This window comes from Saccharothrix sp. 6-C (genome assembly GCF_016695385.1).
Taxonomy (GTDB): domain Bacteria; phylum Actinomycetota; class Actinomycetes; order Mycobacteriales; family Pseudonocardiaceae; genus Actinosynnema; species Actinosynnema texasense.
The window spans coordinates 4,262,866-4,288,816 of sequence record NZ_CP064192.1 but is presented as its reverse complement, the minus strand read 5'-3'; the positions used below and the strand labels follow the sequence as shown (position 1 = coordinate 4,288,816).

Here is a 25,951-nt window from a genome sequence, read left to right as displayed (position 1 = left end):
TTTCCCCGACCGCCCCCAGCACCGGTGAGGCACCCCCGATGACGAACGAAGACAAGCTCCTCGGCTACCTCAAAAAGGTGACCGCCGACCTGCACCAGACCAGGCAGCGGCTGCACGACGTGGAAGCCGAGGCCCGCGAGCCGATCGCGATCGTCGCCATGGCGTGCCGCTACCCCGGCGGGGTGAACTCGCCGGAGGAGCTGTGGCGGCTGGTCGCGGACGGCGGGGACGCGATCGGCCCGTTCCCGACCGACCGGGGCTGGGACACCGACGCGCTGTTCGACGCGGACCCGGACCGCGCCGGGGCCAGCTACGTGCGCGAGGGCGGGTTCGTGCACGACGCCGCCGACTTCGACGCGGGCTTCTTCGGCATCAGCCCGCGCGAGGCGCTCGCCATGGACCCGCAGCAGCGGGTCGTGCTGGAGGCGGCGTGGGAGACCGTGGAGCGCGCCGGGATCAACCCGGACGCGCTGCGCGGCAAGCCGGTCGGCGTGTACGTCGGCGCCAGCGTGCAGGACTACTGGGACCGGCTGACCGACCTGCCCGAGGCGGTCGAGGCGTACATGAGCACCGGCAGCACGGCGGCGGTCATCTCCGGCCGCGTCTCCTACAGCATGGGGCTGGAAGGCCCGGCGCTGACGGTGAACACGGCGTGCTCCTCGGCGCTGGTGGCGATGCACCTGGCCGCGGAGGCGCTGCGCAAGCGGGAGTGCTCGCTGGCGCTGGCGGGCGGCGTCACGATCATGTCCACGCCGGGCGCGTTCGTGGCGTTCTCCCGGCAGCGGGGCCTGTCGGCGGACGGCCGGTGCAAGCCGTTCTCCGACGCCGCCGACGGCACCGGCTGGTCCGAGGGCGTCGGGATGCTGCTGCTGGAGCGGCTGTCGGACGCCCGCCGCAACGGGCACCCGGTGCTCGCCGTGGTGCGCGGCTCCGCGCTCAACCAGGACGGCGCGTCGAACGGGCTCACCGCGCCGAACGGTCCGTCGCAGCAGCGGGTCATCCTCCAGGCGCTGGCCGACGCCGGGCTGTCGTCCACCGAGGTCGACCTGGTGGAGGCGCACGGCACCGGCACCACGCTCGGCGACCCGATCGAGGCGCAGGCGCTGCTGGCCACCTACGGCCGCGAGCGCAGCGCCGACCACCCGCTGTACCTGGGTTCGGTCAAGTCCAACATCGGCCACGCGCAGGCCGCCGCGGCCGCCAGCGGTGTGATCAAGGCGGTCATGGCCCTGCGGCACGGCGTGCTGCCCAAGTCGTTGCACGTGGGCGAACCGTCGCGGCACGTCGACTGGTCCTCGGGGCACATCCGCCTGCTCGACGAGTCGCGACCGTGGCCGGAGGTCGACCGACCGCGCCGGGCCGCGGTGTCGTCGTTCGGGGTGAGCGGCACCAACGGCCACGTCATCCTGGAGCAGGCCGACCCCGAACCCGAACCGCCCGCCGGGACCGGCTGGCCCGAGGGCGTGCCGGTGCCGTGGCTGCTGTCCGCCCGCACCGCCGCCGCGCTGGACGCGCAGCTCGCCCGGCTCGCCGAGGCCGTCGACCCCGGCTCGGACGTCCTCGACACGGCCGTCGCGCTGGCCACCACGCGGTCCGTCATGGAGCACCGGGCGGTCGTGTCGACCACCGACACCGCCGACGCGGTGCGACGCCTGCGGTCGGGTGACGGTGTCGTGCGCGGTGCGGTGCGGTCGGGTTCGACGGCGTTCTTGTTCACGGGTCAGGGTTCGCAGCGGGTGGGCATGGGTCGTGCTCTTGGTGAGGCGTTCCCGGTGTTCCGGGAGGCGTTCGCCGAGGTGTGCGGGGTGGTGGACCCGTTGTTGTCGCGGCCGTTGGCCGACGTGGTGGATGACGAAGTGCTGCATCGGACGGAGTTCGCGCAGCCTGCGTTGTTCGCGTTCGAGGTGGCGTTGTTCCGGTTGTTGGAGTCGTGGGGTGTGGTTCCCGACTTCGTCGCGGGTCATTCGATCGGCGAGATCGCGGCGGCACACGTGGCCGGGGTGTTCTCGTTGGCGGACGCCGCCCGGCTCGTGGTGGCGCGCGGCCGGTTGATGCAGGCGTTGCCCGCCGGCGGGGCGATGGTGGCGGTGGCGGCCTCGGAGGCCGAGGTACGGCCGCTGCTGGTGGACGGGGTGGACATCGCGGCGGTGAACGGTCCCTCGTCGGTGGTGTTGTCCGGCGCCGAGGCCGGTGTCGAGGCGGTGGTGGCCCGGCTGGGTGATCGGCGCACCAAGCGGTTGGTCGTCAGCCACGCGTTCCACTCCCCGCTGATGGAGCCGATCCTCGACGAGTTCCGCGAGGTCGTCGGCCGCATCCCGTTCGCCGCGCCGAAGATCGCCTTCGTGTCCACCGTCGCCGCCGCGGGTGACCCGGCCACGCCGGAGTACTGGGTGCGGCACGTCCGCGAGGCGGTGCGGTTCGCGGACGCGGTGGCGGTGCTGGCGGGGCACGGCGTGTCGCGGTTCCTCGAAGTCGGCCCGGACGCCGTGCTGACCGGGATGGCGCAGGACTCCGCGCAGGACGCCGCCGTGCTGGTGGCCTCCCAGCGGCGGGACAGACCCGAACCGGAGGCGTTGCTGACCGCGCTGGCCACCGCGCACGTCACCGGCCTGGCCGTGGACTGGGCGGCGGTGTTCGCCGGCCGCGCCACGCGACGCGTGGAGCTGCCGACGTACGCGTTCCAGCGGGAGCGGTTCTGGCTGGAGGCCACGCCCGGCACCGGCGGGGTCACGGCGGCCGGCCTCGACCCCGCCGACCACCCCCTGCTCGGCGCGGCGATCGTGCTCGGCGGCTCGGAGGGCCTGGTGCTCACCGGGCGGCTGTCGGTGAAGTCGCACCCGTGGCTGGGCGACCACCGGGTCGGCGACGCGGTGCTCTTCCCCGGCACCGGGTTCCTGGAACTGGTCACCCGCGCCGGCGACGACGCGCGCTGCGGCGTGGTCGAGGAGCTGACGATCGCCGCGCCGCTCGTGCTGCCGGAGCACGGCGCGGTGCGGGTGCAGGTGGTCGTCGGCGCGCCCGACGCGGCCGGCGCCCGGACCGCGGAGGTGTTCGCGCGCGCCGAGGACGACGACGCGCCGTGGACCCGGCACGCCGCGGGCCGGCTGCTGCCGGGACGACGGCGCGCCGCGTTCGACCTCGCGCAGTGGCCGCCCGCCGGGGCGCAGGAACTGCCCGTGGCCGGCCTGTACGAGCGGCTGGCCGAGGGCGGGTTGGCCTATGGGCCGGCGTTCCGCGCCCTGCGGGCGGCGTGGCGGCGGGGGGACGAGCTGTTCGCCGAGGTGGCGTTGCCGGACGCGGACGCCGACCGGTTCGGCGTGCACCCGGCCGCGTTGGACGCGGCGCTGCACGCGCTGGGCCTGAGCGACCGCGAGGAGCACCGGGGCCTGCCGTTCGCCTGGTCCGGGGTGTCGGTGCACGCGACCGGCGCGGCCGGGCTGCGGGTGCGGCTCGTGCCGTCGCCCGGCGGCGGCACGCTGGTGCAGGCCGCCGACCCCGCGGGCGCGCCCGTGCTGTCGGCGGAGTCGCTGGTGCTGCGCCCGAGCGGCGCCACCCGGACCACCGCCCGCTCGCCGCTGCGCGCGCTGGGGTGGACGCCGCTGGAGGTCACCGACCAGGTCGAGCCGGCCTGGGTCGAGTGGGACGCGGTCGGCGACGGGGACGTGCCCGCCGTGGTGGTGCTGCCGGTGCGCGACGGCGTCGAACCGGCCGCCGTGCGCGCCGAGGTGCACCGGGTGCTCGGCGTGCTCCAGGACTTCCTGGCGCACGACCGGTTCGCCGCGTCCCACCTGGTCGTGGTGACCGGCGCGGCGGTGGCGAACCCGGTCGGCGCGGCGGTGTGGGGCCTGGTGCGGTCCGCCCAGGCGGAGAACCCCGACCGGTTCGTGCTGCTGGACTCCGACGCCGCGACGTTCGGCCCGCCGGTCGCGCTCGCCCTGGCCGCCGGCGAGCCGCAGGTACGGGTGCGGGGCTCGGAGGTGTCGGTCGCCCGGCTCGCCACCACCGCCGAGAGCACCGACCGACCGGACTTCGGCGCCGGTTCGGTGGTGGTGACGGGTGCGACGGGCGCGCTCGGCCGGGTGATCGCGCGTCACCTGGTGGCCGAGCACGGCGTTCGCGACCTGGTGCTGCTGAGCCGGCGTGGCGGCGGCGCGGACCTGGTGGCGGAGCTGTCGGCGGCCGGTGCGCGGGTCGTTTCGAAGGCTTGCGACGCGGGTGACCGCGAGGCGTTGGTCGAGGCGTTGGCAGGCGTGGACGTCTCGGCGGTCGTGCACGTCGCGGGCGTCGTGGACGACGGTGTGGTGACGGCGTTGACCCCGGAGCGGGTGGACGCCGTGCTGCGGCCGAAGGTGGACGGCGCGTGGCACCTGCACGAGGTGGTCGGCGACGTCCGGGCGTTCGTGCTGTTCTCGTCCATGTCGGGCGTGCTGGGCGCGCCGGGCCAGGCCGGGTACGCGGCGGCGAACGCCTACCTGGACGAGTTGGCGCGGTACCGGGTCGAGGCAGGTCTCCCGGCCACCTCGGTGGCGTGGGGCCTGTGGGACCTGGACAGCGCGATGACCGGCGACCTCACCGCCGAGGACCGGGCGCGGCTGTCCCGCAACGGCGTCCTGCCCCTGTCGCCGGAGGAGGGCGTGGCGTTGTTCGACGCGGCGCTCACCGCGGCCGAGCCCGCCGTCGTGGCGGCCCGCCTGGACCTGCCCGCGCTGCGCGCCCTCGGCGACGACGCGCCACCCGCGTTCGCCGGACTCGTGCGCCGTCCCGTCCGCCGGGCCGCCGCCGCGTCCTCCGGGCCCGCGAACGGGCTCGCCGGGCTGACCCCCGACCAGCGCCACGAGCACCTGCTCGCCCTGGTGCGGACCCGGGTCGCCGGCGTCCTCGGCTACGGCTCGCCGGACGCGGTCGACCCCGAGCGGGCGTTCGGCGACCTCGGGTTCGACTCGCTGACGGCCGTGGAGCTGCGCAACGCGCTGGTCTCCGACACGGGTCTGCGGCTGCCCGCGACCCTGGTGTTCGACCACCCCACCCCGCTCGCGCTGGTGGCCCGCCTGGACGTCGAGCTGCACGGCGCGGACGGCCCCGCGACCGCGGTCGCCGCCACCGGCGCGGACGGCGACGACCCGATCGTGATCGTGTCCATGGCCTGCCGCTACCCGGGCGGGGTGTCCTCGCCCGAGGACCTGTGGGACCTGCTCGCCGACGGCCGCGACGCCATCGGCCCGTTCCCGACCGACCGGGGCTGGAACGTCGCGCGCCTGCACGACCCGACGCGCACCCGCCCGGACACGAGCTACGTCGCCGAGGGCGGGTTCCTCGACGGCGCGGCGCTGTTCGACCCCGGCTTCTTCGGCATCTCGCCGCGCGAAGCGGTGATCATGGACACCCAGCAGCGCGTGCTGCTCGAAACGTCCTGGGAGGCGTTCGAACGGGCCGGGATCGACCCGGTCGCGCTCAAGGGCAGCGCCACCGGCGTGTTCGCCGGCGTGATGTACCACGACTACGTCACCGGCCACAGCTCCGGCGGTGTGGTGTCGGGCCGGGTCTCCTACACGTTCGGGCTGGAAGGCCCGGCGGTGTCGGTGGACACGGCGTGCTCGTCGTCGCTGGTGGCGATCCACCTGGCGGCGCAGGCGTTGCGCAACGGCGAGTGCTCGCTGGCGCTGGCGAGCGGCGTCACGGTCATGGCGACCCCCGAGACGTTCGTCGAGTTCTCCCGACAGGGAGGTCTCGCGGCCGACGGCCGGTGCAAGCCGTTCGCCGACGGCGCGGACGGCACCGGCTGGTCCGAGGGCGTCGGCGTGCTGCTGCTCGAACGGCTCTCGGACGCGCGGCGCAACGGGCACCCGGTGCTGGCCGTGGTGCGCGGTTCGGCGGTGAACCAGGACGGCGCGTCCAACGGGCTGACCGCGCCGAACGGTCCGTCGCAGCAGCGGGTGATCCGGCAGGCGTTGGCCAACGCCGGCCTCAGCCCCGCCGAGGTGGACGCGGTGGAGGCGCACGGCACGGGCACCACACTGGGCGACCCGATCGAGGCTCAGGCGCTGTTGGCCACCTACGGTCAGGAGCGCGAGCACCCGTTGTGGCTGGGTTCGGTGAAGTCGAACCTGGGCCACACCCAGGCCGCCGCCGGCGTCGCGGGCGTGATCAAGGTGGTGCTGGCCATGCGCCACGGCGTGCTGCCGAAGTCGCTGCACGTCGACCGGCCCTCCACGTACGTGGACTGGACGGAGGGCGACGTCGAGCTGCTGACCGAGGCGGTGCCGTGGCCGGAGACTGGCAGGCCGCGCCGCGCGGGCGTCTCGTCGTTCGGCATCTCCGGCACCAACGCGCACACCATCATCGAGCAGGCGCCCCCGGTCCCGACGCCCGCGCCCGAGCCGGTCAGCGTCACGGCCCCCGCGCCGTGGGTGCTGTCCGCCCGCACGGCCGCCGCGCTGCCCGCGCAGGCCGCCCGCCTGCTGTCCGTCGTGGACGGCGCCGCCGACGTCGACCTGGCGCTGTCGCTGGCTTCCCGCCCCGCGATGGAGCACCGGGCGGCCATCGTCGGTGACGGTCACGACGACCTGGTGGCCGGGCTGCGCGCGCTGGCCGAGGACACCGCCTCTCCCTCGGTGCCGCGCGGGTCGGCGGGCCGCGGCAAGGTCGCGTTCTTGTTCACGGGTCAGGGTTCGCAGCGGGTGGGCATGGGTCGTGCTCTGGGCGAGGCGTTCCCGGTGTTCCGGGAGGCGTTCGCCGAGGTGTGCGCCGGGTTGGACCCGTTGTTGTCGCGCCCGTTGGCCGAGGTGGTCGAGGACGAAGCGCTGCACCGGACGGAGTTCGCGCAGCCTGCATTGTTCGCGTTCGAGGTGGCGTTGTTCCGGTTGTTGGAGTCGTGGGGGGTTCGGCCGGATTTGGTGGCGGGTCACTCGATCGGCGAGATCGCGGCGGCACATGTCGCCGGGGTGTTCTCCCTTGACGACGCGTGTTCGTTGGTGGTGGCACGCGGTCGGTTGATGGGGGAGCTGCCCGCGGGCGGGGCGATGGTGGCGGTCGGCGCGAGCGAGGCCGAGGTGCTGCCGTTGCTGGTGGACGGGGTGGACATCGCGGCGGTGAACGGTCCGTCGTCGGTGGTGCTGTCCGGTGTCGAGGCCGGTGTCGAGTCGGTGGTGGCGCGGTTGGTCGGCAAGCGCACCAAGCGGTTGGCGGTGAGCCACGCGTTCCACTCGCCGCTGATGGAGCCGATGCTGGAGGAGTTCCGCGCGGTGGCGGAGCGGGTCGAGTACCGGGTGCCGGCGATCCCGGTGGTGTCGACGGTGACCGGCGCGCTCGCCGAGGGCGGCGACCTGGTGACCGCCGACCACTGGGTGCGGCACGTGCGCGAGGCGGTGCGGTTCGCGGACGCGGTGACCGCCCTGGCGGGCCGGGGCGCGTCGCGGTTCGTGGAGGTCGGTCCGGACGCCGTGCTGACCGGGATGGCGCAGGACTCGGCGCAGGACGTCGTGCTGATCGCGACCCAGCGGCGCGACCGCGGCGAGGTCACCGCGCTCAACTCGGCCGTCGGTCAGGCGCACGTGCACGGGATCGCCGTGGACTGGCCGCGGTTCTTCGCGGGCCGGGGCGCGCGGCGGATCGCCCTGCCGACCTACGCGTTCGCGCACGAGCGGTTCTGGATGGACGACCCGGCCGTGGTCGGCGATCCGGTCGGCGCGGGCATGGACGCGACCGACCACCCGCTGCTCGGCGGGGCGATGGTGCTCGCGGGTTCCGGGGGCGCGGTGTTCACCGGGCGGCTGTCGTCGCGCACGCACCCCTGGCTGGCCGACCACCGGGTGGGCGGCGCGGCGGTGTTCCCCGGCGCGGGGTTCGTGGAACTCGTGCTCCGCGCGGGAGTCGACGTGTCGTGCGGCACGGTGGAGGAGCTGACGCTGTCGACGCCGCTGGTGCTGCCGGCGGACGGCGCGGTGCAGGTGCAGGTGACCGTGGCGGCGCCGGATGAGACCGGTCGGCGCGCGGTGGCCGTGCACTCCCGGGAGGACGCCGCGGGCGGCGAACCGTGGACGCCGCACGCGACCGGCGTCCTGGCGCCCGGAGCGCCCGTCCCGGCCGACGTGGCGCCGTGGCCGCCGGCCGCCGAACCCGTCGAGCCGGCCGACCTGTACGAAGCGCTCGCGGCCGCGGGTCTGGGCTACGGCCCGGTGTTCCAGGGCCTGCGGGCGGCGTGGCGGCGCGGCGACGAGGTCTTCGCCGAGGTCGGGCTGCCCGACGGAGTGGCGGTCGACGGGTACGGCGTGCACCCGGCGCTGCTGGACGCGGCGTTGCACGCGATCGCGCTGACCGGTGACGGCGAGCGGCCCGCCGAGCTGCCCTTCGCGTGGCGCGGCGTGACCGTCCACGCGACCGGCGCCACGACCGCCCACGTGCACGTCGCGCCCGTCCCCGGCGGTGTGGCCGTGCGGTTGACCGACCCGGCCGGAGCGCCCGTGCTGACCGCGCGGACCTTGGCCTTGCGGCCACTCGGCACCGGGCCGGTGGCCCGCCGCGACCCGCTCCACGGCGTGCGCTGGACGCCGGTGGACGTCACCGGCGGCGACCCGGTGCCGTGGGTCGAGTGGGGCGCGTCGACCGACGACCCGCCCGCCGTGGTGGTGCTGCCGGTCGGCGGCGGCGCGGACGCGGCGACGGCGCGGTCGCAGGCGCACCGGGTGCTCGACGTGCTCCAGGAGTTCCTGACGCAGGACCGGTTCGCCACGGCGAGCCTGGTGGTGACGAGCCGGGGCGCGGTGCCCGTGGCCGAGGGCGACCCGGTGGACCCGGCCGGTGCGGCGGCGTGGGGCCTGGTCCGGTCCGCGCAGGCGGAGCACCCGGACCGGGCGCTGGTGCTGGTGGACCTGGACGACGACACGCCGATCGAGCGCGCGCTCCCGGTCGTGCTGGCCTCCGACGAACCCCAGCTGGCGTTCCGCGCCGGCGTTCCGCACCAGGCGCGACTGGTCCGTGCGGCGGACGCGGACGGGCCGGTGGACTTCGGGACCGGCGCGGTGGTGGTCACGGGTGCGACGGGCGCGCTCGGCCAGGTGATCGCGCGTCACCTCGTGGTGGGCCACGGGGTTCGCGACCTGGTGTTGTTGAGCCGGCGCGGTGGCGGCGCGGAGCTGGTGGCGGAGCTGGAGGCGGCCGGCGCGCGGGTCGTGTCCAAGGCGTGCGACGTCGCTGATCGCGAGGCGCTGGTCGGGGCGCTGGCCGGTGTGGACGTCTCGGCGGTCGTGCACGTCGCGGGTGTCGTCGACGACGGCGTGATCACCGCGCTGACCCCGGAGCGGGTCGACGCCGTCCTGCGGCCGAAGGTCGACGCGGCCTGGCACCTGCACGAGGTGGTCGGCGACGTCCGGGCGTTCGTGCTGTTCTCGTCGTTGTCGGGGGTGCTGGGCGCGCCCGGTCAGGGCAACTACGCCGCCGCCAACGCCTACCTCGACGCGCTGGCGCAGCACCGGGTCGCGGCCGGCCTGCCCGCGACGTCGTTGGCGTGGGGCCTGTGGGAGCTGGACAGCGCGCTCACCGGCGAGCTGGGAGCCGAGGACCGGGCGCGCATCGCGCGCGGCGGCGTGCGGCCGATCTCCGCCGAGGCCGGCGTGGCGCTGTTCGACGCGGGCGTGGCGGCCGGTGCGGCGCTCGTGGTGGCCGCCCGGTTCGACCCGGTCGGGTTGCGCGGGCGCGGCGCCCACCTCGCCCCGGTGCTGCGCGACCTCGCCGGGCCGGTGCGCCGCACCGCGCGGGCCGGGACGGCGGGCTCCGGCGACCTGGCCGACCGGGTGGCCGCCCTGCCCCGGGCCGAAGCCCGCGAAGCCGTGCTCGACCTCGTCCTGACGCACGTCGCCGGTGTGCTCGGGCACGCGGTCGCGGTCGTGGTCGACCCCGATCGCGCGTTCTCCGACCTGGGTTTCGACTCGCTGACCGCCGTCGAGTTCCGCAACGCGCTGGCCGGCGCGACCGGGCTGCGGCTGCCGACGACGCTGGTGTTCGACCACACCTCGCCCCGGTCGCTGGCCGATCACGTGCTCACCGAACTGGTCGGCGACGGCGGCGCCGCGCCGACCGCCCCGGTGCTCGCCGCGCGGGCCGACGACCCGGTGGTGGTCGTCGGCATGGCCTGCCGCTACCCCGGCGACGTGTCGTCGCCGGAGGACCTGTGGCGGCTCGTGGCCGAGGGCCGCGACGCCGTCACCGGGTTCCCGACCGACCGGGGGTGGGACGTGCGCCGGCTGCACGACCCGACGCGCACCCGCCCGGACACCAGCTACGTCGCCGAGGGCGGGTTCCTGCACGACGCCGCCGAGTTCGACGCCGAGTTCTTCGGCATCTCGCCGCGCGAGGCCGTGCTGCTCGACCCGCAGCAGCGCGTGCTGCTGGAAACCGCCTGGGAGGCGCTGGAACGGGCGGGCATCGACCCCGCCACGCTCAAGGGCAGTCCCACCGGCGTGTTCGCCGGCGCGATGTACCACGACTACATCACCGGTCACAACGCCGGCAGCGTGGTGTCCGGCCGCCTCGCCTACACCTTCGGGTTGGAGGGACCGGCGGTCACCGTCGACACGGCGTGCTCGTCGTCGCTGGTCGCGATGCACCTGGCCGGGCAGGCGCTGCGCTCGGGCGAGTGCTCGATGGCGCTCGTGGGCGGCGTGACGGTGATGTCCACCCCGGAGACGTTCGTCGAGTTCTCCCGGCAGGGCGGGCTGTCGCCGGACGGCCGGTGCAAGTCGTTCGCCGACGGCGCCGACGGCACCGGGTGGGGCGAGGGCGTGGGCGTGCTGGTGCTGGAGCGGATGTCCGACGCCGTCCGCAACGGGCACGAGGTGCTGGCGGTCGTGCGCGGCACGGCGGTGAACCAGGACGGCGCGTCCAACGGCCTCACCGCGCCGAACGGGCCGGCGCAGCAGCGGGTGATCCGCCAGGCGCTGGCGAGCGCCGGTCTGTCCCCGGCGGAGGTGGACGCGGTCGAGGCGCACGGCACCGGCACGACGTTGGGCGACCCGATCGAGGCGCAGGCCGTGCTCGCGACCTACGGCCAGGGCCGGGCCGAGCCGCTCTACCTGGGCTCGATCAAGTCGAACATCGGCCACACCCAGGCCGCCGCCGGGGTGGCCGGCGTGATCAAGATGATCATGGCCATGCGGGCGGGCGTGCTGCCGAAGACCCTGCACGTCGACCGGCCGTCGTCCCGGGTGGACTGGACGTCCGGCGACATCGCGCTGCTCACGCGGTCGCGGCCGTGGCCTGCGACCGACCGGCCGCGGCGGGCGGGCGTCTCGTCGTTCGGCATCTCCGGCACCAACGCGCACGTCATCGTCGAGCAGCCGCCCGCGCCGGCCACGCCCGCGCCCCCGGCGGACGACCTGCCGGTCCCGGTGCTGGTGTCGGCCAAGTCCGCGGCCGGGCTGCGCGCGCAGGCCGCCCGGCTGGCGGACCACCTGACCGACCACGGCGACGCGCTGGCCGCCGTCGCCGCCGCCACGGCCACCCGCCGGGCCGCGCTGGAGCACCGCGCCGCCGTGGTGGGCGACCGGGCGGAGGTCGTCGCCGGGCTGCGGGCGCTGGCCGCCGACGCGACCGGACCGGACGCCCTGCGCGGTCGGGTGACGCCGGGCAAGGTGGCGTTCCTGTTCACCGGTCAGGGTTCGCAGCGACCCGGCATGGGCTCGGGGCTCACCGCGCACCCGGTATTCCGGGAGGCGTTCGCCGAGGTGTGCGGGGTGGTGGACGCGTTGTTGTCGCGTCCGTTGGCCGAGGTGGTGGATGACGAGGTGTTGCATCGGACGGAGTTCGCGCAGCCTGGGTTGTTCGCGTTCGAGGTGGCGTTGTTCCGGTTGTTCGAGTCGTGGGGGGTTCGGCCGGATTTGGTGGCGGGTCATTCGATCGGTGAGTTCGCGGCGGCGTATGTGGCTGGGGTGTTCTCCCTGGAGGACGCGTGTTCGTTGGTGGTGGCGCGTGGTCGGTTGATGGGGGAGTTGCCGCCGGGCGGGGTGATGGTGGCGGTGGAGGCTGCGGAGTCCGAGGTGGTGCCGTTGTTGGTGGCCGGGGTGGATGTCGCGGCGGTGAACGGTCCGTCGTCGGTGGTGTTGTCGGGGGTGGAGGCGGCGGTCGAGGCTGTGGTGGCGGGGCTGGTCGGCAAGCGCACCAAGCGGTTGGTGGTGAGCCACGCGTTCCACTCGCCGCTGATGGAGCCGATGCTGGAGGAGTTCCGCGCGGTGGCGGAGCGGGTCGAGTACCGGGTGCCGGCGATCCCGGTGGTGTCGACGGTGACCGGTGCGCTCGCCGAGGGCGGCGACCTGGTGACCGCCGACTACTGGGTGCGGCACGCGCGTGCGGCGGTGCGCTTCCACGCGGCCGTGGGGGAGCTGGAGGCCCGAGGCGTCACCAAGGTCCTGGAGATCGGCCCGGACGGCACGCTGACCGCCGCCGCGCGCGGGTTCAGCGGCGCGGAGCTGGTGCCCGCCCAGCGGGCCGGCCGCGACGAGCTGCGCACCGTCCTGACCGCGGTCGCCCGCCTGCACACCGTCGGCGCGGCCGTGGACTGGTCCGCGGTGCACGCCGGGCGTTCGGCGGCGGGGGTCGTGCTGCCGAACTACGCGTTCCAGCGCCGCCGCTACTGGATGGATGGGGTGACCGAAGGCGGCGACGTGTCCGCCGCGGGCCTGACGTCCGCCGCGCACCCGCTGCTGGTCGCCACCACGACGCTGCCCGACACGGACGGGCTGCTGGCGACCGGTCTGCTGTCCCGGCACGCCCACCCGTGGCTGGCCGACCACGCGCTGGGCGACGCGGTGGTGTTCCCCGGCGCGGGGTTCGTGGAACTGGCGCTGCACGCCGGCGAGCTGGTCGGCTGCGACGCGCTGGCCGAGCTGACCCTCCACGCGCCGCTCGTGCTGCCCGAGGACGGCGGCGTCGGCGTCCAGGTGTCGGTCGGGGCGCCCGACGACCAAGGCCGCCGCCCGGTCGCCGTGTTCGGGCGGGACCCGGACGACGACGCGCGCTGGACCCGGCACGCGTCGGGCTCGCTCACCACGACCGCCGGCGTCCCCACCGGCGCGGCGTTGACCGAGTGGCCTCCCGCCGACGCCGCCGAGGTCGACCTCGACGGCTTCTACGAGCGGCTGGCCGACGCGGGCCTGCGCTACGGGCCGGTGTTCCAGGGACTGCGGCGGGCCTGGCGGCGCGGGGACGAGCTGTTCGCCGAGATCGACCCCGTCGACGGCGCGGAGCGGTTCGGCCTGCACCCGGCCGCGCTGGACGCGGCGGTGCAGGCGATCGGCCTGCTGCGCGGCGAGGACGAGCCGCCCGCCCTGCCGTTCGAGTTCGGCGCCGTCACGAAGCACGCCTCCGGCGCGGCCGGGCTGCGCGCCCGGATCGCGATCACCGGCCGCGACGGCGCGGTGATCGACCTGGCGGACCGGGACGGCGGGCCTGTCGCGACCGTCGGGTCGCTGGCGCTGCGCCCGTTCGCCGACCGGCCGAGGCCGCGGGTGGACGGGCTGCACCGGCTGGACTGGACGCCGGTCGCGCTGCCCGGTGGGCCGAGCGCGCGCTGGGCGTTGCTGGGCGCGGACGAGTTCGGGGTCGGCGAGGCGCTCAAGGCGGCCGGGCACGTGGTCGAGGCGCACACCGACCTCACCGCCCTGGGGCAGGTCCTCGACGGCGGCGTGCCGGAACTGGCGGTCGTGCAGGTCGCGCCGTCCGCCGGGCCGACCGCCGCCGGCGTGCGCGCGGTCGTGCACCGGGTGCTGGCGCTCCTGCACGAGTGGACCGGTCCGCGCTTCGACGCCGCTCGGCTGGTGCTGCTCACGCGCGGCGCGCAGGACGGGACCGACCCGACCGCCTCGGCGGTGTGGGGCCTGGTCCGGTCCGCGCAGGCCGAGCACCCGGACCGGGTGCTGCTCGTCGACCTCGACGTGCACGAGGAGTCCGCGAGGTCGTTGCCGGACGTGGTGGCCTCCGGCGAGCCGCAGGTGGTCGTGCGCGCCGGAACCGCGCACGTCCCGGCGCTCACGCGGGTGCCGTTGGCGGAAGGCCCGCCCGGCAGCGCGTTCGGGCCGGGCAGCACGGTGCTGGTCACCGGTGGCGTCGGCGCGTTGGGCGGCCGGGTGGCACGCCACCTGGTGACCGCGCACGGCGTGCGGGACCTGGTGCTGGCCGGACGTCGCGGACTCGCGGCGGTCGGCGCGGCGGACCTGGCGGCCGAGCTGACCGGCCTCGGCGCGCGGGTGGCGGTGGTGGCCTGCGACGCGGCCGACCGCGACGCGTTGGCCGCCCTGCTCGCCGACCACCCGGTGACCGCGGTGGTGCACGCGGCGGGCGTCCTCGACGACGGCGTGCTGGCGTCGATGACCCCGCAGCGGGTGGACGCCGTGCTGCGGCCCAAGGTCGACGCCGTGCTCAACCTGCACGAGCTGACCGGCGAGCTGACCGCGTTCACCGTCTTCTCCTCGGCGGCCGGTGTGGTGGGCGGCGCGGGTCAGGCCAACTACGCGGCGGCCAACGCGTTCCTCGACGCGTTCGCCCTGCACCGCCGGGCCGCCGGCCTGCCCGCCCAGTCGTTCGCCTGGGGCCTCTGGGACGCGGCGAGCACGATGACCGGAGGACTCGGCGACGGCGGCCGGGAGAGGATGGCGCGCGGCGGCGTCGTGCCGCTGACCGAGGCGGAGGGGCTGGCGCTGTTCGACGCCGCGTGCGCCCGACCCGAGGCGACCGCGGTGCCGATCAAGCTCGACCTGCGCGGCGCCGGCCCGGTGCCGCCGGTGCTCCGGGGCCTGGCGCCCGCGTCGGTCCGCCGGGCCTCCACCGCCGCGCCGACCGACCAGGCGGCGCTGCGCCGGGAGCTGGCCGGTCTGGACGCCGCCGCCCTGGACGCCCGGTCGCGCCTGCTGGTGCGCGAAGCGGCCGCGGCCGTGCTCGGGTACGACGGGCCGGACGCGCTGGAGGACGACCGGGCGTTCGTGGAACTGGGCCTGGACTCGCTGACCGCCGTGGAGCTGCGCAACGCGGTGAACGCGCGGACCGGCGTGCGACTGGCCACCACGGCGGTCTTCGACCACGGCACGCCGTCACGGCTGGCGGCGCACCTGCGGGCGGAGCTCGCCGGGAGCCCGGCCGACGGCCCGCGCGCCGGGACCGACGACACGGTCGGCGCGTTGTTCCGCCAAGCGGTGGGCGCGGGCCGGGTGGCGGAGGCGCTGGCCCTGATCACCGCCGTGTCCGACGTCCGCGAGTCGTTCGCGGAGGTGGCGCACGCCGGGCCGGTCCCGGACCCCGTGGTGCTCGCCCGCGACTCGGGCGGCCCGGTGACGGTGGTGTGCTTCGGCTCGCCGATGGCGCTGGACGGGCCCCAGCAGTACGCCCGGTTCGCCGCCCGGCTGCGCGGCCGGGCCGACGTGCTGGTGCTGCCCACGCCCGGGTTCCGCGCCGACGAGCCGCTGCCCGCGACCGCCGAGGCGGCCGTGGCGTACTTCGCCGCCGCGCTGGAACCGGTCGTCCGACGCGGGCCGTACGCGCTGGTCGGCTACAGCTCCGGCGGGCTGTTCGCGCACGGCACGGCCGCGTTGCTGGCCGCGCGCGGGCACGGGCCGGCCGGTATCGGGCTGCTGGACACCTACCCGACCACCGGCTCCACCACGGCGGACTTCTTCAGCCGGATGCTCGGCGCGCTGCTGGCCCGGGAGTCGGCGTTCGGCGGGTTCGGCGGCGCGCGGCTGTCGGCGATGGGCCGGTACTCCCGGCTCCTGCCGTCGGTGCCGCTCGGCGACCCGGACGCGCCGGTGCTGTTCGTGCGTCCGGCGCGCTCCCTGGCCGGACCCGAGAGCGGTGACTCGTGGCGAGCGGTCTGGCAGGGCGAGCACGAGCTGGTGGAGGTGCCGGGCGACCACTTCACGATGATGGAGTCGGACGTCGAGGGCACCGCCGACGCGGTCCTGGGTTGGCTGCGCGGTCTGTGACGAACCGGCGGGGCGCCCGGCGCGTCCCGCCCGACGAAGGTGGAGTGCGCTTTGCCGATGATCCCGCCGCCCAGCGCGAAGGGCACGGTGCCGTTCGGGCCGTACAAGACCTGGTACCGGGTCACCGGCGACCTCGGCGCGGACCGACCCGCGGTCGTCGTCGTGCACGGCGGGCCGGGCAGCACGCACGACTACCTGCTCGGCCTCGCCAACCTCGTGGACGAGGGGTGGCCGGTCGTGCACTACGACCAGCTGGGCAACGGCGGCTCGACGCACCTGCGCGACCGGGGCGCGGACTTCTGGACGCCCGAGCTGTTCCTGGACGAGCTGGCGAACCTGCTGGCGGCGCTGCGCGTGCGCCGGTACGTCCTGTTCGGACAGTCGTGGGGCGGCGTGCTGGCCGCCGCGCACGCCGCGCGCGGACCGGAAGGGCTCACCGGACTGGTCGTCGCCGACTCGCCCGCCTCCTACCCGAGGTGGATCGGGGAACTGGCCGCGCTGCGCCGCGCGCTGCCGCCCGCGGTGGCGGAGGCGCTGGACCGGCACGAGGCCACGGGCGACTACGAGCACCCCGAGTACAAGTGGGCCACCGGGGTCTTCTACACCACGCACGTGTGCCGGGTTCAGCCGTTGCCCCCGGAGCTGACCGCGTCGTTCCTGGAACTGGGGTCGGACCCGACCGTGTACGGGACCATGAACGGCCCCACCGAGTTCCACATCACCGGCACGCTCAAGGACTTCACCGTCGAGCCGGACCTGCCGAGGATCGCGGTGCCCATGCTGGTGGTGCGCGGCGAGCACGACGAGGTGACCCCCGCCGCCATCGCCCCGTTCCACGAGCTGGTGCCGGGAGCCCGCTACGAGGAGGTCCCGGGCGCGAGCCACCTGCCGCACCTGGAGCAGCCGGAGCGGTTCCGGGCGATCCTGCTGGACTTCCTCAAAGGCCTGTAGGGACGGTGGAAGGGCCGGACCGGCCCTTCCACCACCCCCGCCCGGTCACGCGGTGTGCTCCAACATGCCCGACAGCACACCCCACAGCGCGTCCGCGGTGCGGAACGTCTCGGCCTTCAGCGCGTCGTCGCGGAACCGGACGCCGTAGCCCTTCTCCAGCGCGGCCAGCAGGTCGACCATCGCCAGCGAATCCAGCCCGAGGTCGCGCAGCTCGGCGTCCGGCGTCAGCTCCTCGCCCGGTTCGACGAACGGCAGGTGCGCGCGCAGGATCTCCTCGAAACGCTGGTCCCACATGATGGCTGCCCTTTCCGTATTCACGATCGGTCGAGTGACCGGAACAACGTGAAAAGTAGCACGGACAACGCCGGCGGAATGCTCGTCGGAAATACCTCGGGGGTTGCTCGGGGTAGGTCAGGGGGGTGCTAGGGGTGGCCTTGGGGTTAAGGCTTTGAGCTGCGCTGATAGCGTCACCGGCGGCACTTCTCGGTGATGCCGGAATTGGGATGAGGTGCACTCCGGACATGGTTCGCCCTGTTTTCGCACGCGCGCACGACTCGGTGGCGACGCTGCACGAATTCCTGCTCGCCGGGGCGCGGTTGACGCCGGAGGCGCCGGCCGTGGTGGAGACGACCGGCGAGGAGTTCGGCGCCATTTCCCACCGGCAGCTGGAGCGCCGCGTGGCCGAGCTCGCCGCGCGGCTGGACGACCTCGGTCTGGACGTCGGCGACCGGGTGGTGCTGGAGTCGGACACCACGTCGTGGTCCATCGCCGCGCTCCTCGCCTGCTCCACGCTCGGCCTGACCTACATCCCGGTCAGCCCGGAGACCCCGGCGCAGCGGCTGCGCGCGATCGTGGACGCGGTCGCGCCCGCGCTGCACCTGCAGGCCGACACCGGCCGGCGGGACGGGTTGGCGGAGGGGATCGGTCTGGCCCGGTTCGGTCCGGACGGTCTCGAGGTCGATCGCGCGCCCGCGCCGCGCCGCAGGCGCCGCCGGGAGATCACCCCCGCCGACCCGGCGTACATGATCTTCACCTCCGGCACCACCGGCCGGCCCAAGGGCGTGGTGATGAGCCACCGCGCGATCCTGGCGTTCTTCCGCGGGATGCTGGCACACGGCATCGTGTCGGCCGAGGACCGCGTGGCCACCACCTCGCCCCTCCAGTTCGACTTCTCGCTGCTGGACATCGGCCTGGCGCTGGGCAGCGGCGCGGCGGTCGTGCCGGTGCCGCGCGAGCTGCTGCGCTGGCCGCGCCGGCTGGTGAAGTTCCTGCACGACGCGCGGGCCACCCAGGTCAACGGCGTCCCCTCGATCTGGCGACCCGTGCTGCGGCACGAGCCGGAGCTGCTGGCCGAGCTCGGCGGCGGCATCCGGGGCGTGCTGTACTCCGGCGAGAAGTTCCCGCTGCCCGAGCTGCGCCGGCTGCGCGAGGCGGTGCCGGGCGTGCGGATCGTCAACTGCTTCGGCAGCTCGGAGTCGGTGGCGGCGTCGTTCACCGACGTGCCGGACCCGCTGCCCGACGGCGTGGAGGAGCTGCCCATCGGCTTCGCCCACCCCGGCGCGGAGATGACGCTGATCGACGAGGACGGCGACCCGGTGGACGAGCCGGGCGGCCTCGGCGAGATCCACCTGCGCAGCGGCGCCCTGTTCACCGGCTACTGGGACGACCCGGAGGCCACCGCGCGCGCCCTGGTGCCCGACCCGCTCAACCCCCGCTCCGGCCAGGTGGTGTTCCGCACCGGCGACCTGGCCCGCCGCGGCGAGGACGGCGAGCTGTACTTCCGGGGCCGGGTCGACTCGCTGGTGAAGATCCGGGGCAACCGGGTCGAGCTGGGCGAGGTGGAGCGCCGGGTGGCCGAGTTCCCCGGCGTGGCGGCGGCGACGGCGCTGCTGCTGCCGCTCGCCGACCGGGAACCGGTGCTCGGCGTGTTCGCGGTGCTCGCGGCGGGCGCGGGCGCCCTGGACGAGCTGGAGCTGAAGGCGTTCTGCATGGAGGCACTGCCGGACTACATGGTGCCGCAACGGGTCGAGGTGCTCGACGAGCTGCCGACCACCCCGAACGGCAAGGTGGACCGCCCGGCGCTGGCGGCCCGCGTGCCGGGCGCCACCGGCCGCCGCTGACCCGCTCCAAGGCCGCCGGTGTGGGCGCGAGGGCAACCCCGCGCTCACACCGCGCGCGGTCCGGCGCAGGGTTTCGACGGTCGGTCAGGCTTCCGCGGCCCACGTCGTGAGCACCCCGCGGTCCACCTTCCGGTTGGAGTTGAGCGGGAAGTCGTCGACGTGCCGGTACTCCCGGGGCAGCATCCCCGCCGGCAGTACGTCGCGCAGCTCCTTGGACAGCAGCCGCGCCGGCGTCCGGTCGCCGGTGTAGAACACGACCAGCTCCAAGCCGTTCTCGGTCGCACGGGTCACCGCGACCGCGTCCCGCACCCCCGCGCACGCCCGCAACGCGTGCTCCACCTCGGCCAGCTCGACCCGCCACCCCGCCAGCTGCACCTGCGAGTCCAGCCGACCCAGGTACACCAGCGTCCCGTCCGCGTGCCGGCGCACCCGGTCGCCGGTGCGGTACCAGCGCCGGCCGTCGTGCTCCAGGAACCTGCCCTCGTCGTCGGCCGGGTCGAGGTAGCCCCGCGTCATCTGCGGACCCGTGACGCACAGCTCGCCCTCGGTGGCGGCGAACGACCCGTCCTCGGCCACCAGCAGGTGGTCGTGGCCCTCGTGCACCTCGCCGATCGGCGTCAACCCGTTGACGCACGACGCGGGCGTCGCGTCCGTCCAGCGGTGCCCCGTGATCGTGACGGTCAGCTCGGTGGGCCCGTAGATGTTCTCCAGCCCGGACGCCGGCGCGGCGCTCAGCCAGTCCAGCGCGTCGGCGGCGCGCAGCGCCTCCCCGGCGAACAGGCTCCAGCGCAGACCCGGCATCGACCCGTGCCCCAGCCCGCCGCGGCGGCGCACCAGCGTGATCGCCGACGGGGTGGAGAACCACACCGTCACCCCGCGTTCCGCGACGAACGCGGGCAGGTCCAGGTACGCGCCGCCGGGCACGGGGTGCACCTGCGCGCCGTGCCCCCACGCGCAGAACAGGTCGAACATCGCGCAGTCGAAGTTCAGGTCGAACGCCTGGGAGAACCGGTCGTCGGCGGTGAAGTCGAACCGCCGCTCGATCACCGAGAAGTAGTGGTCCGCCGCCCGGTGGGTGATCGGCACGCCCTTGGGTCGCCCCGAGGACCCCGACGTGAACAGCACGTAGGCGGTGTCCTCCGGCGACACCGGGCGGGGCGCGTCGAGCGGCTCGCCGACCGGCAGGCGCCGCAGGTCGCCCAGCGGGTCCGCGTCGGGCGCGAGCACGGCCACCCCTTCCGGCGCCAGTTCGGCCAGCGCGGCCAGCCCGGCCCGGTCGACCACGACCGCGTCCACGCGGGCGCTGAGCAGCATCCGGCGGGTGCGGGCGGCCGGGAAGCCCGGGTGCAGCGGCACGGCGGTCGCACCCGCGTACAGCACGGCGAGCAGCCCCGCGTAGGCCTCGACGGTCTTGTCCGCCAGCACGCCCACCGCGCCGGTCGCGCCCGCGTCGACCAGCGCGCCCGCCCAGCTCAGCGCCAGGTCGTGCAGCTCCCGGTAGGTGTGGCGGGTGCCGTCCTCCAGGTGCAGCGCCACACCGTCGGGGCGGGCCGCCAGCCCGCGCAGGAACCGCGAGTGCAGCGCGGGGTCGTCGGACGACAGCGGTGCTCGCGTGGACATGGGGTCCTCCCTCGGGGTCACACCAGCGCGGGCCGCCTGCGCGGGCGCGTCGCGAGCCTCGGCGTGGCGGCCAGCACGGTGAAGTTGTCGGTGGTGCCGGGAACGCGTCCGAACAGGGCGTCCGGCCCGGCCACGCACAGCCGTTCGATCCCGCTGCCCTTCAACGACCGCACCACCGCCGGCCACCGCACCGCCCGCACCACGCCGTCCAGCAGCATGGTCCGCACGCCGTCGGCGGTGGTGCGCGGCGAGCCGTCCTGGTCGGCGACCACCGGCACGGCCGGGTCGCGGAACTCCAGCGCGGGCAGCAGCTCGGCCTCGATCCGGTCCCGCAGGTCGGTGAACAGGCTGACGTGCAGCGGCGGGTCCATCACGTACAGCGGGAGCCCGCCGGCCGCGCGCAGGCGGTCGGACAGCCACTCCACCCGGTCCCGCTTGAGCGACACCATGGCCAGGTCGACGTCGACCTCGCAGGACAGCTCGTGCCAGTCGTCCAGCTCGGCGAGCGCGGCGGCCAGCTCGTCGGGTGGCGTGCGGGCGAACGACAGGGTCACCACGTCGGCGTGCCGGGTGGCGAAGTACTCGGTCTCCAACCGCACGAGCTGTGCCGTGAGCCGGATGCCGTCGGCCGCGGACAGCGCGCCGGAGTGCACGGCCGCGGCCTTGCCGCCGAAGCTCGCACCGGTCACCAGCAGCGGCGTGAACCCGTGCTCGTGCTCCGCCCAGCGGGCCAACGCCAGGCTGTGCACCAGGAAAGCGACCTGGTCGGCCTCGGCGTAGTCCGCGGCGCTGTCGCGCAGCGCGGCGAACAGGTCGTAGCCGAGCACCTCGTCCGCGACCGCGTACAGCTCCCGGGCGAACGGGTTGATCAACGCGAACTTGGCGACGTCGGCGAACTTCGTCGGTCCCATGCCGGGGAACGCGATCGCGGTGGGCGGCGTCACGGCCGTCCTCCCGGGGTCGTGCCCAGCGCGGTGAACGCCAGCTCGACCACGTCCAGCGCCCGCGCCACGTGCGGCACCGCCGTCGGGTCGGTGGCCTCCATCGCCTCCTGCTGGAGCTCCGGGCGGTCGCCGTAGAGCACGCTCGTGGCCGCCCGGAACCGCAGACCGCGCGGGTCGTCGCCGAAGTGGCCGCCCGCGAGGACGGCCACGCCGTGCCGTTCCAGCAGGTGCTCCTGGAGGGAGTCGCCGTCGACCACGCCGGTCGCGGCCAGCCGGTCGCGCAGCGGCTCGAAGTCCGGGTACACGTAGAACCCGCCGGTGGGCGGCCGGACCAGCGCTCCCGCCTTGGCGGCGATGTCGTGCACGGCCCGCGCGAGCGCGCCGTGCAACCGGGCGTCGGCGTCGCGGCGGGCCACCAGCTCGGCGGGCTCGTCGAACGCGTACTCGACCACTTCCTGCATCGGACCCGCCAACGTGGACCAGACCTCGCTGGCCACCGACGCGACGTCCGCGCGCATCCGCTCGCCGTCCTCGGTGCCGGGGAAGCGCATCACGCCGATCCGCCACCCTCCCAGCGCCAGGCTCTTGCTCAGGCCGGTGACGACGACCGTGCGGTCGGGGGCCACCTCGGCCGGGCTCAGGTACTCGAAGTCCGGGTCGTGCACGAGGTCGCGATAGATCTCGTCGGACACCAGCAGCAGGTCTTCGGCCTCGGCGACCGCGCAGATCCGCCGGATGAGGTCGGGTGTCGCGGTGGTGCCGGTGGGGTTGTCGGGCGCGGTGAGCACGACGATCCGGGGGTTCGCGCCCGCCGCCCGCGCCGCCCGCGCCGCCTCGCGCAGGGCGTCGGGGTCCGGCACACCGCCGCACTCGGCCGGGATCGGCACCGCGAACACCTCCTTGCCCGCCAGGACGGCCTGGGGCGCGTAGGTGACCCAGCAGGGCGCGGGCAGCAGCACGTCGCCGGGGACGGCGAGTTGCAGCGCGACCAGCAGCGCCTTGCTGCCGGGCGCGAGGACCACCTGCTCGGGCCGGGTCGGCAGGCGGCGTCGGTCGAAGTAGCCGGCGACGGCCCGCAGCGCGCCCGCCGACCCCGGCACCGGACCGTAGGAGTTCCGCCCGGCGCCGGACACCAGCCGGTCGACCAGGCCGGGGAACACGGGCAGGCGGGCCTCGCCGAACCCGAGGTGCACGATCGACTCACCCGCCGCCTGGCGCGACGCCACCGCGTGGTCGAGCGCCAGGTTGGCCGAGATCCTGCGGACAGCCACAGCGAACCTTTCGTCGTGGGAGGGGTGCGGCCCTGCTCAGCTCGCGACGGCGGACCCGTTCGCCGTGGCGGCCAGCGCGTCCACGATGTCCGCGGGCGTGCCGGGGTCGATCTCCAGCTCGTCCAGCCACGACGCCGTCTCGGAGAACCGCGCGCGGAACGGCCTGCCGACCAGCGCGGGGTCACGGGCCTGGGCCATCCTCAGCCGGAAGTGCCTGCCGTCGGCGGCTTCCTCCACCCCGTCGACCACGACCTTGCCCGGCGTCGCCGACATGCTCGGCCCCCGCACGGTCCGCGCCAGGCCCGGCAGGGTGCGGTAGGCGGCCTGGAAGATCTCGACCGCCCGGGCCAGCGGCACCTTGAAGTACTCGCGCGGCCCGGTGTCGCGCTCGACGAACATGTAGTAGGGGACCAGGCCCGCCGACAACTGGTCGCGCCACATGTCCGTCCACACGTGCGGGTCGTCGTTGACGTGCTTGACCAGCGGCGCCTGGCAGTACACGACCGCGCCCGTGGCGCGGATGCGGGCCAGGGCCCGGGAAGCGGCGGCGGTCCGCAGCTCGCGCGGGTGGCTGAAGTGCGCCATCACCGCCATCGTCCGGCCGGACGCCACCACCTGCTCGAACAGCCGCAGCACGTCGTCGGCGTCGGAGTCGGTGGTGAACCGGTACGGCCAGTAGGCCACCGACTTGGTGCCGATCCGGACGGTCCGCACCGTGTCGACCCGCAGGATGGGCTCGATGTGCGACCGCAGCCGCTCGGTGCTCATGATCATCGGGTCGCCGCCGGTCATCAGCACGTCGGTGACGGCCGGGTGCCGCCGCAGGTAGCGCGTCAGCAGGTCCGGGCCGGGCGCGGCGAACCGCAGGTCCGCGTCGCCGACGAACTGCGCCCAGCGGAAGCAGTAGGTGCAGTAGGCGTGGCACGTCTGGCCCTGCTGGGGGAAGTACAGCACCGTCTCGCGGTACTTGTGCTGCATCCCCGGCAGGTCGGCGCCCTCCAGGGTGGGCACGTTGAGCTGCTGCTGCCCGGCCGGGTGCGGGTTGAGCCCCGCGCGGATGCGGGAGACGGCCTCCCGCAGGCCGCGGCGGTCGTCGGCCCGCGACAGCCGGGCCAGCTCGGCCTCCTCCGCCTCGGCGAGCATGCCGCGCTGGGGGAACACCAGCCGGAAGATCGGGTCGTCGGGCACCCGGTCCCAGTCCACGAGGTGGGTGAGCACGTACTCGTTGACCCGGAACGGCAGCACGTGCGAGATCGTCCGGACGGCGTCGAGCAGCTCGGGTCGCAGGCCGTGCCTGGCCGCGACCTCGGACAGGTGGTGCGGGCCGAACGAGCGGAACCTGACCGGTTCCTCGGCGAACGCCGCCGTCAGGGACATGCGCGAGCACCTTTCCGTTCCGGGGTTCGTGCGGGGATCGGCCGGCGAGCGTGCTCGCGTGCCGCGGTGCGACGCGCTCCGGACGGCAGTCGGGAGTCTGCGGTGGGCCTGGGCCGACCCTAGACGCAACCCGCTGGGCGCAACCCCTACCGCCGCCCCTGCGCCACCCCTCACCACGCCTGCCGACCGGGAGGGGTGGCCTCCGCCGACCGCTCCGCCGGCCCCCGCCCGGACCCGGTCGGGGCACCTGCCGGGGACGGCCGGCGATAGGGGCGGCGTAGGGGCCCGCGGGGGTGTGTTCCGGCCCGCGCCCGTCATTACGCTTCCCCCCAGCGTGCCGGGGTGACCCCCACCAGCCCGTTCGCGGCGGTGTTCGTCGATCCACTCCCGCAGGCCTTCGACGGGACCGGCGCGGCCCGGACGCACACCCGGAGGAGACCCCAGTGACAGCAACCCGGCAGGTCCGCAGATACCCGTTCAGCGAGGCTCCCGGCGTCGACATCGACCCGCTGTACGGCGCCCTGCGGCGGGACGAGCCCGTCAGCCGGGTCCAGCTGCCCTACGGGGAGGAAGCGTGGCTGGCCACCCGTTACGACGACGTCCGGACCGTGCTGATCGACCCCCGGTTCAGCCGGGCGGCGGCGCAGGGGCAGGACCAGCCGCGCACCCGCGAGGAGATCACCTACGAGGGCATCATCGGCCTCGACCCGCCGGAGCACACCCGGCTGCGCAAGCTCGTCGGCAAGGCCCTGACCGCCCGCCGGGTCAACGAGATGCGGGAGAACGCGGTCCGCATCGCCAACGCGTGCCTGGACGACCTGGTGGCCGAGGGGCCCTCCGCCGACCTGGTCGAGCACTTCGCGATGCCGTTCCCGGTCACGGTGATCTGCGAGCTGCTGGGCGTCCCGGTCGAGGACCACGTCAAGTTCCGGGTCTGGACCGAAGGCCTGACCAGCACCGCCCAGCCGATCATGGCGCAGGTCGAGCAGCTGTTCGGCTACATCGGCGGCCTGGTCGCGCAGCGCCGCGAGCAGCCCACCGAGGACCTGCTGGGCGTGCTGGTGCACGCCCGCGACGAGCACGACCAGCTCAGCGAGCAGGAGCTGCTGTCGATCGTCGGCGTCGGCCTGCTGCTGACCGGGTCGGAGACGGTGTCCACGCACATCCCGAACTTCCTGTACGCGCTGCTCAAGAGCCCCGGGCACTACGAGATGCTCAAGGCGGAGCCGGAGCTGATCCCGGCCGCCGTCGAGGAGCTGCTCCGGCTGATCCCGCTCAACCCGGCGGCGATGTTCCCCCGCTACGCCACCGAGGACGTCCGGTTCGGCGACGTCGTGGTCAGGCAGGGCGAGCCGATCCTGGTGTCGCTGCCCGGCGCCAACCGCGACCCGGAGATCTTCACCGACCCGGAGGACGTCGACTTCCGCCGGGCGTCGAACCCGCACGTCGCGTTCGGCCACGGGCCGCACCACTGCCTGGGCGCGCAACTCGCCCGGATGGAGCTGCAGGTCGCGCTGGAGGCCGTCACCACCCGCTTCCCGGACCTCCGGCTCTCCGGGGGCGACGACGGCGTGGAGTGGAAGAAGGGGCTGCTGGTGCGCGGTCCGAAGGTCCTCCGGGTGCAGTGGTGAACCGGGTGGCGGACGTCGACCCCCGACCGCACCCCGGCGCCGTGACCGCGTCGTCGGGCCGGCCGGCAGCGCTTC

Annotated in this window: 8 protein-coding genes and 1 pseudogene; 4 read left to right on the top strand and 5 right to left on the bottom strand. The window is 75.2% G+C overall.

What is annotated here, in order from left to right:
- Positions 1-38: 38 nt before the first annotated feature.
- Positions 39-15,962: pseudogene (locus IOD16_RS18000) on the top strand (type I polyketide synthase); the annotation flags it as partial.
- Positions 15,963-16,019: 57 nt separating this feature from the next.
- Complete coding sequence (locus IOD16_RS17995) at positions 16,020-16,913, top strand: proline iminopeptidase-family hydrolase (RefSeq protein ID WP_201440959.1); 894 nt, start codon at positions 16,020-16,022, stop codon at positions 16,911-16,913.
- A gap of 45 nt (positions 16,914-16,958) precedes the next feature.
- Here IOD16_RS17995 and IOD16_RS17990 read toward each other — a convergent pair whose 3' ends face one another.
- Positions 16,959-17,207: an acyl carrier protein gene (locus IOD16_RS17990; RefSeq protein ID WP_123741788.1), complete on the bottom strand. Its 249-nt coding sequence runs from the start codon at positions 17,205-17,207 to the stop codon at positions 16,959-16,961.
- Between the two features lie 227 nt (positions 17,208-17,434).
- Here IOD16_RS17990 and IOD16_RS17985 point away from each other — a divergent pair, with 227 nt between their 5' ends.
- Positions 17,435-19,033 carry an AMP-binding protein gene (locus IOD16_RS17985; RefSeq protein ID WP_201440958.1) on the top strand — a complete coding sequence of 533 codons (1,599 nt, stop codon included), beginning with the start codon at positions 17,435-17,437 and terminating at the stop codon, positions 19,031-19,033.
- A gap of 84 nt (positions 19,034-19,117) precedes the next feature.
- Here IOD16_RS17985 and IOD16_RS17980 read toward each other — a convergent pair whose 3' ends face one another.
- The 4 genes from IOD16_RS17980 to IOD16_RS17965 are packed head-to-tail and all read right to left on the bottom strand — an operon-like array spanning position 19,118 to position 24,245.
- Complete coding sequence (locus IOD16_RS17980; RefSeq protein ID WP_201440957.1) at positions 19,118-20,653, bottom strand: AMP-binding protein; 1,536 nt, start codon at positions 20,651-20,653, stop codon at positions 19,118-19,120.
- A 17-nt stretch (positions 20,654-20,670) separates the two neighbouring features.
- A complete protein-coding gene (locus tag IOD16_RS17975) occupies positions 20,671-21,597 on the bottom strand; it encodes an ACP S-malonyltransferase (protein ID WP_201440956.1) in 927 nt (308 codons plus the stop codon).
- On the bottom strand, positions 21,594-22,868 hold the full coding sequence (locus tag IOD16_RS17970; protein ID WP_201440955.1) for a pyridoxal phosphate-dependent aminotransferase: 1,275 nt from the start codon (positions 22,866-22,868) through the stop codon (positions 21,594-21,596). The genes IOD16_RS17975 and IOD16_RS17970 overlap by 4 nt, the downstream gene beginning before the upstream one ends.
- A gap of 36 nt (positions 22,869-22,904) precedes the next feature.
- A complete protein-coding gene (locus IOD16_RS17965; protein ID WP_123741783.1) occupies positions 22,905-24,245 on the bottom strand; it encodes a KamA family radical SAM protein in 1,341 nt (446 codons plus the stop codon).
- Between the two features lie 443 nt (positions 24,246-24,688).
- Between IOD16_RS17965 and IOD16_RS17960 the strand changes: the two genes are divergently transcribed.
- Complete coding sequence (locus IOD16_RS17960; protein ID WP_201440954.1) at positions 24,689-25,876, top strand: cytochrome P450; 1,188 nt, start codon at positions 24,689-24,691, stop codon at positions 25,874-25,876.
- Positions 25,877-25,951 lie beyond the last annotated feature (75 nt).

What these genes read in the sequence shown, in the direction of transcription:
- IOD16_RS17995 (WP_201440959.1), top strand. Translation starts at nt 16,020, where the DNA reads ATGATCCCGCCGCCCAGCGCGAAGGGCACGGTGCCGTTCGGGCCGTAC.
- IOD16_RS17990 (WP_123741788.1), bottom strand. Translation starts at nt 17,207, where the DNA reads ATGTGGGACCAGCGTTTCGAGGAGATCCTGCGCGCGCACCTGCCGTTC.
- IOD16_RS17985 (WP_201440958.1), top strand. Translation starts at nt 17,435, where the DNA reads ATGGTTCGCCCTGTTTTCGCACGCGCGCACGACTCGGTGGCGACGCTG.
- IOD16_RS17980 (WP_201440957.1), bottom strand. Translation starts at nt 20,653, where the DNA reads ATGTCCACGCGAGCACCGCTGTCGTCCGACGACCCCGCGCTGCACTCG.
- IOD16_RS17965 (WP_123741783.1), bottom strand. Translation starts at nt 24,245, where the DNA reads ATGTCCCTGACGGCGGCGTTCGCCGAGGAACCGGTCAGGTTCCGCTCG.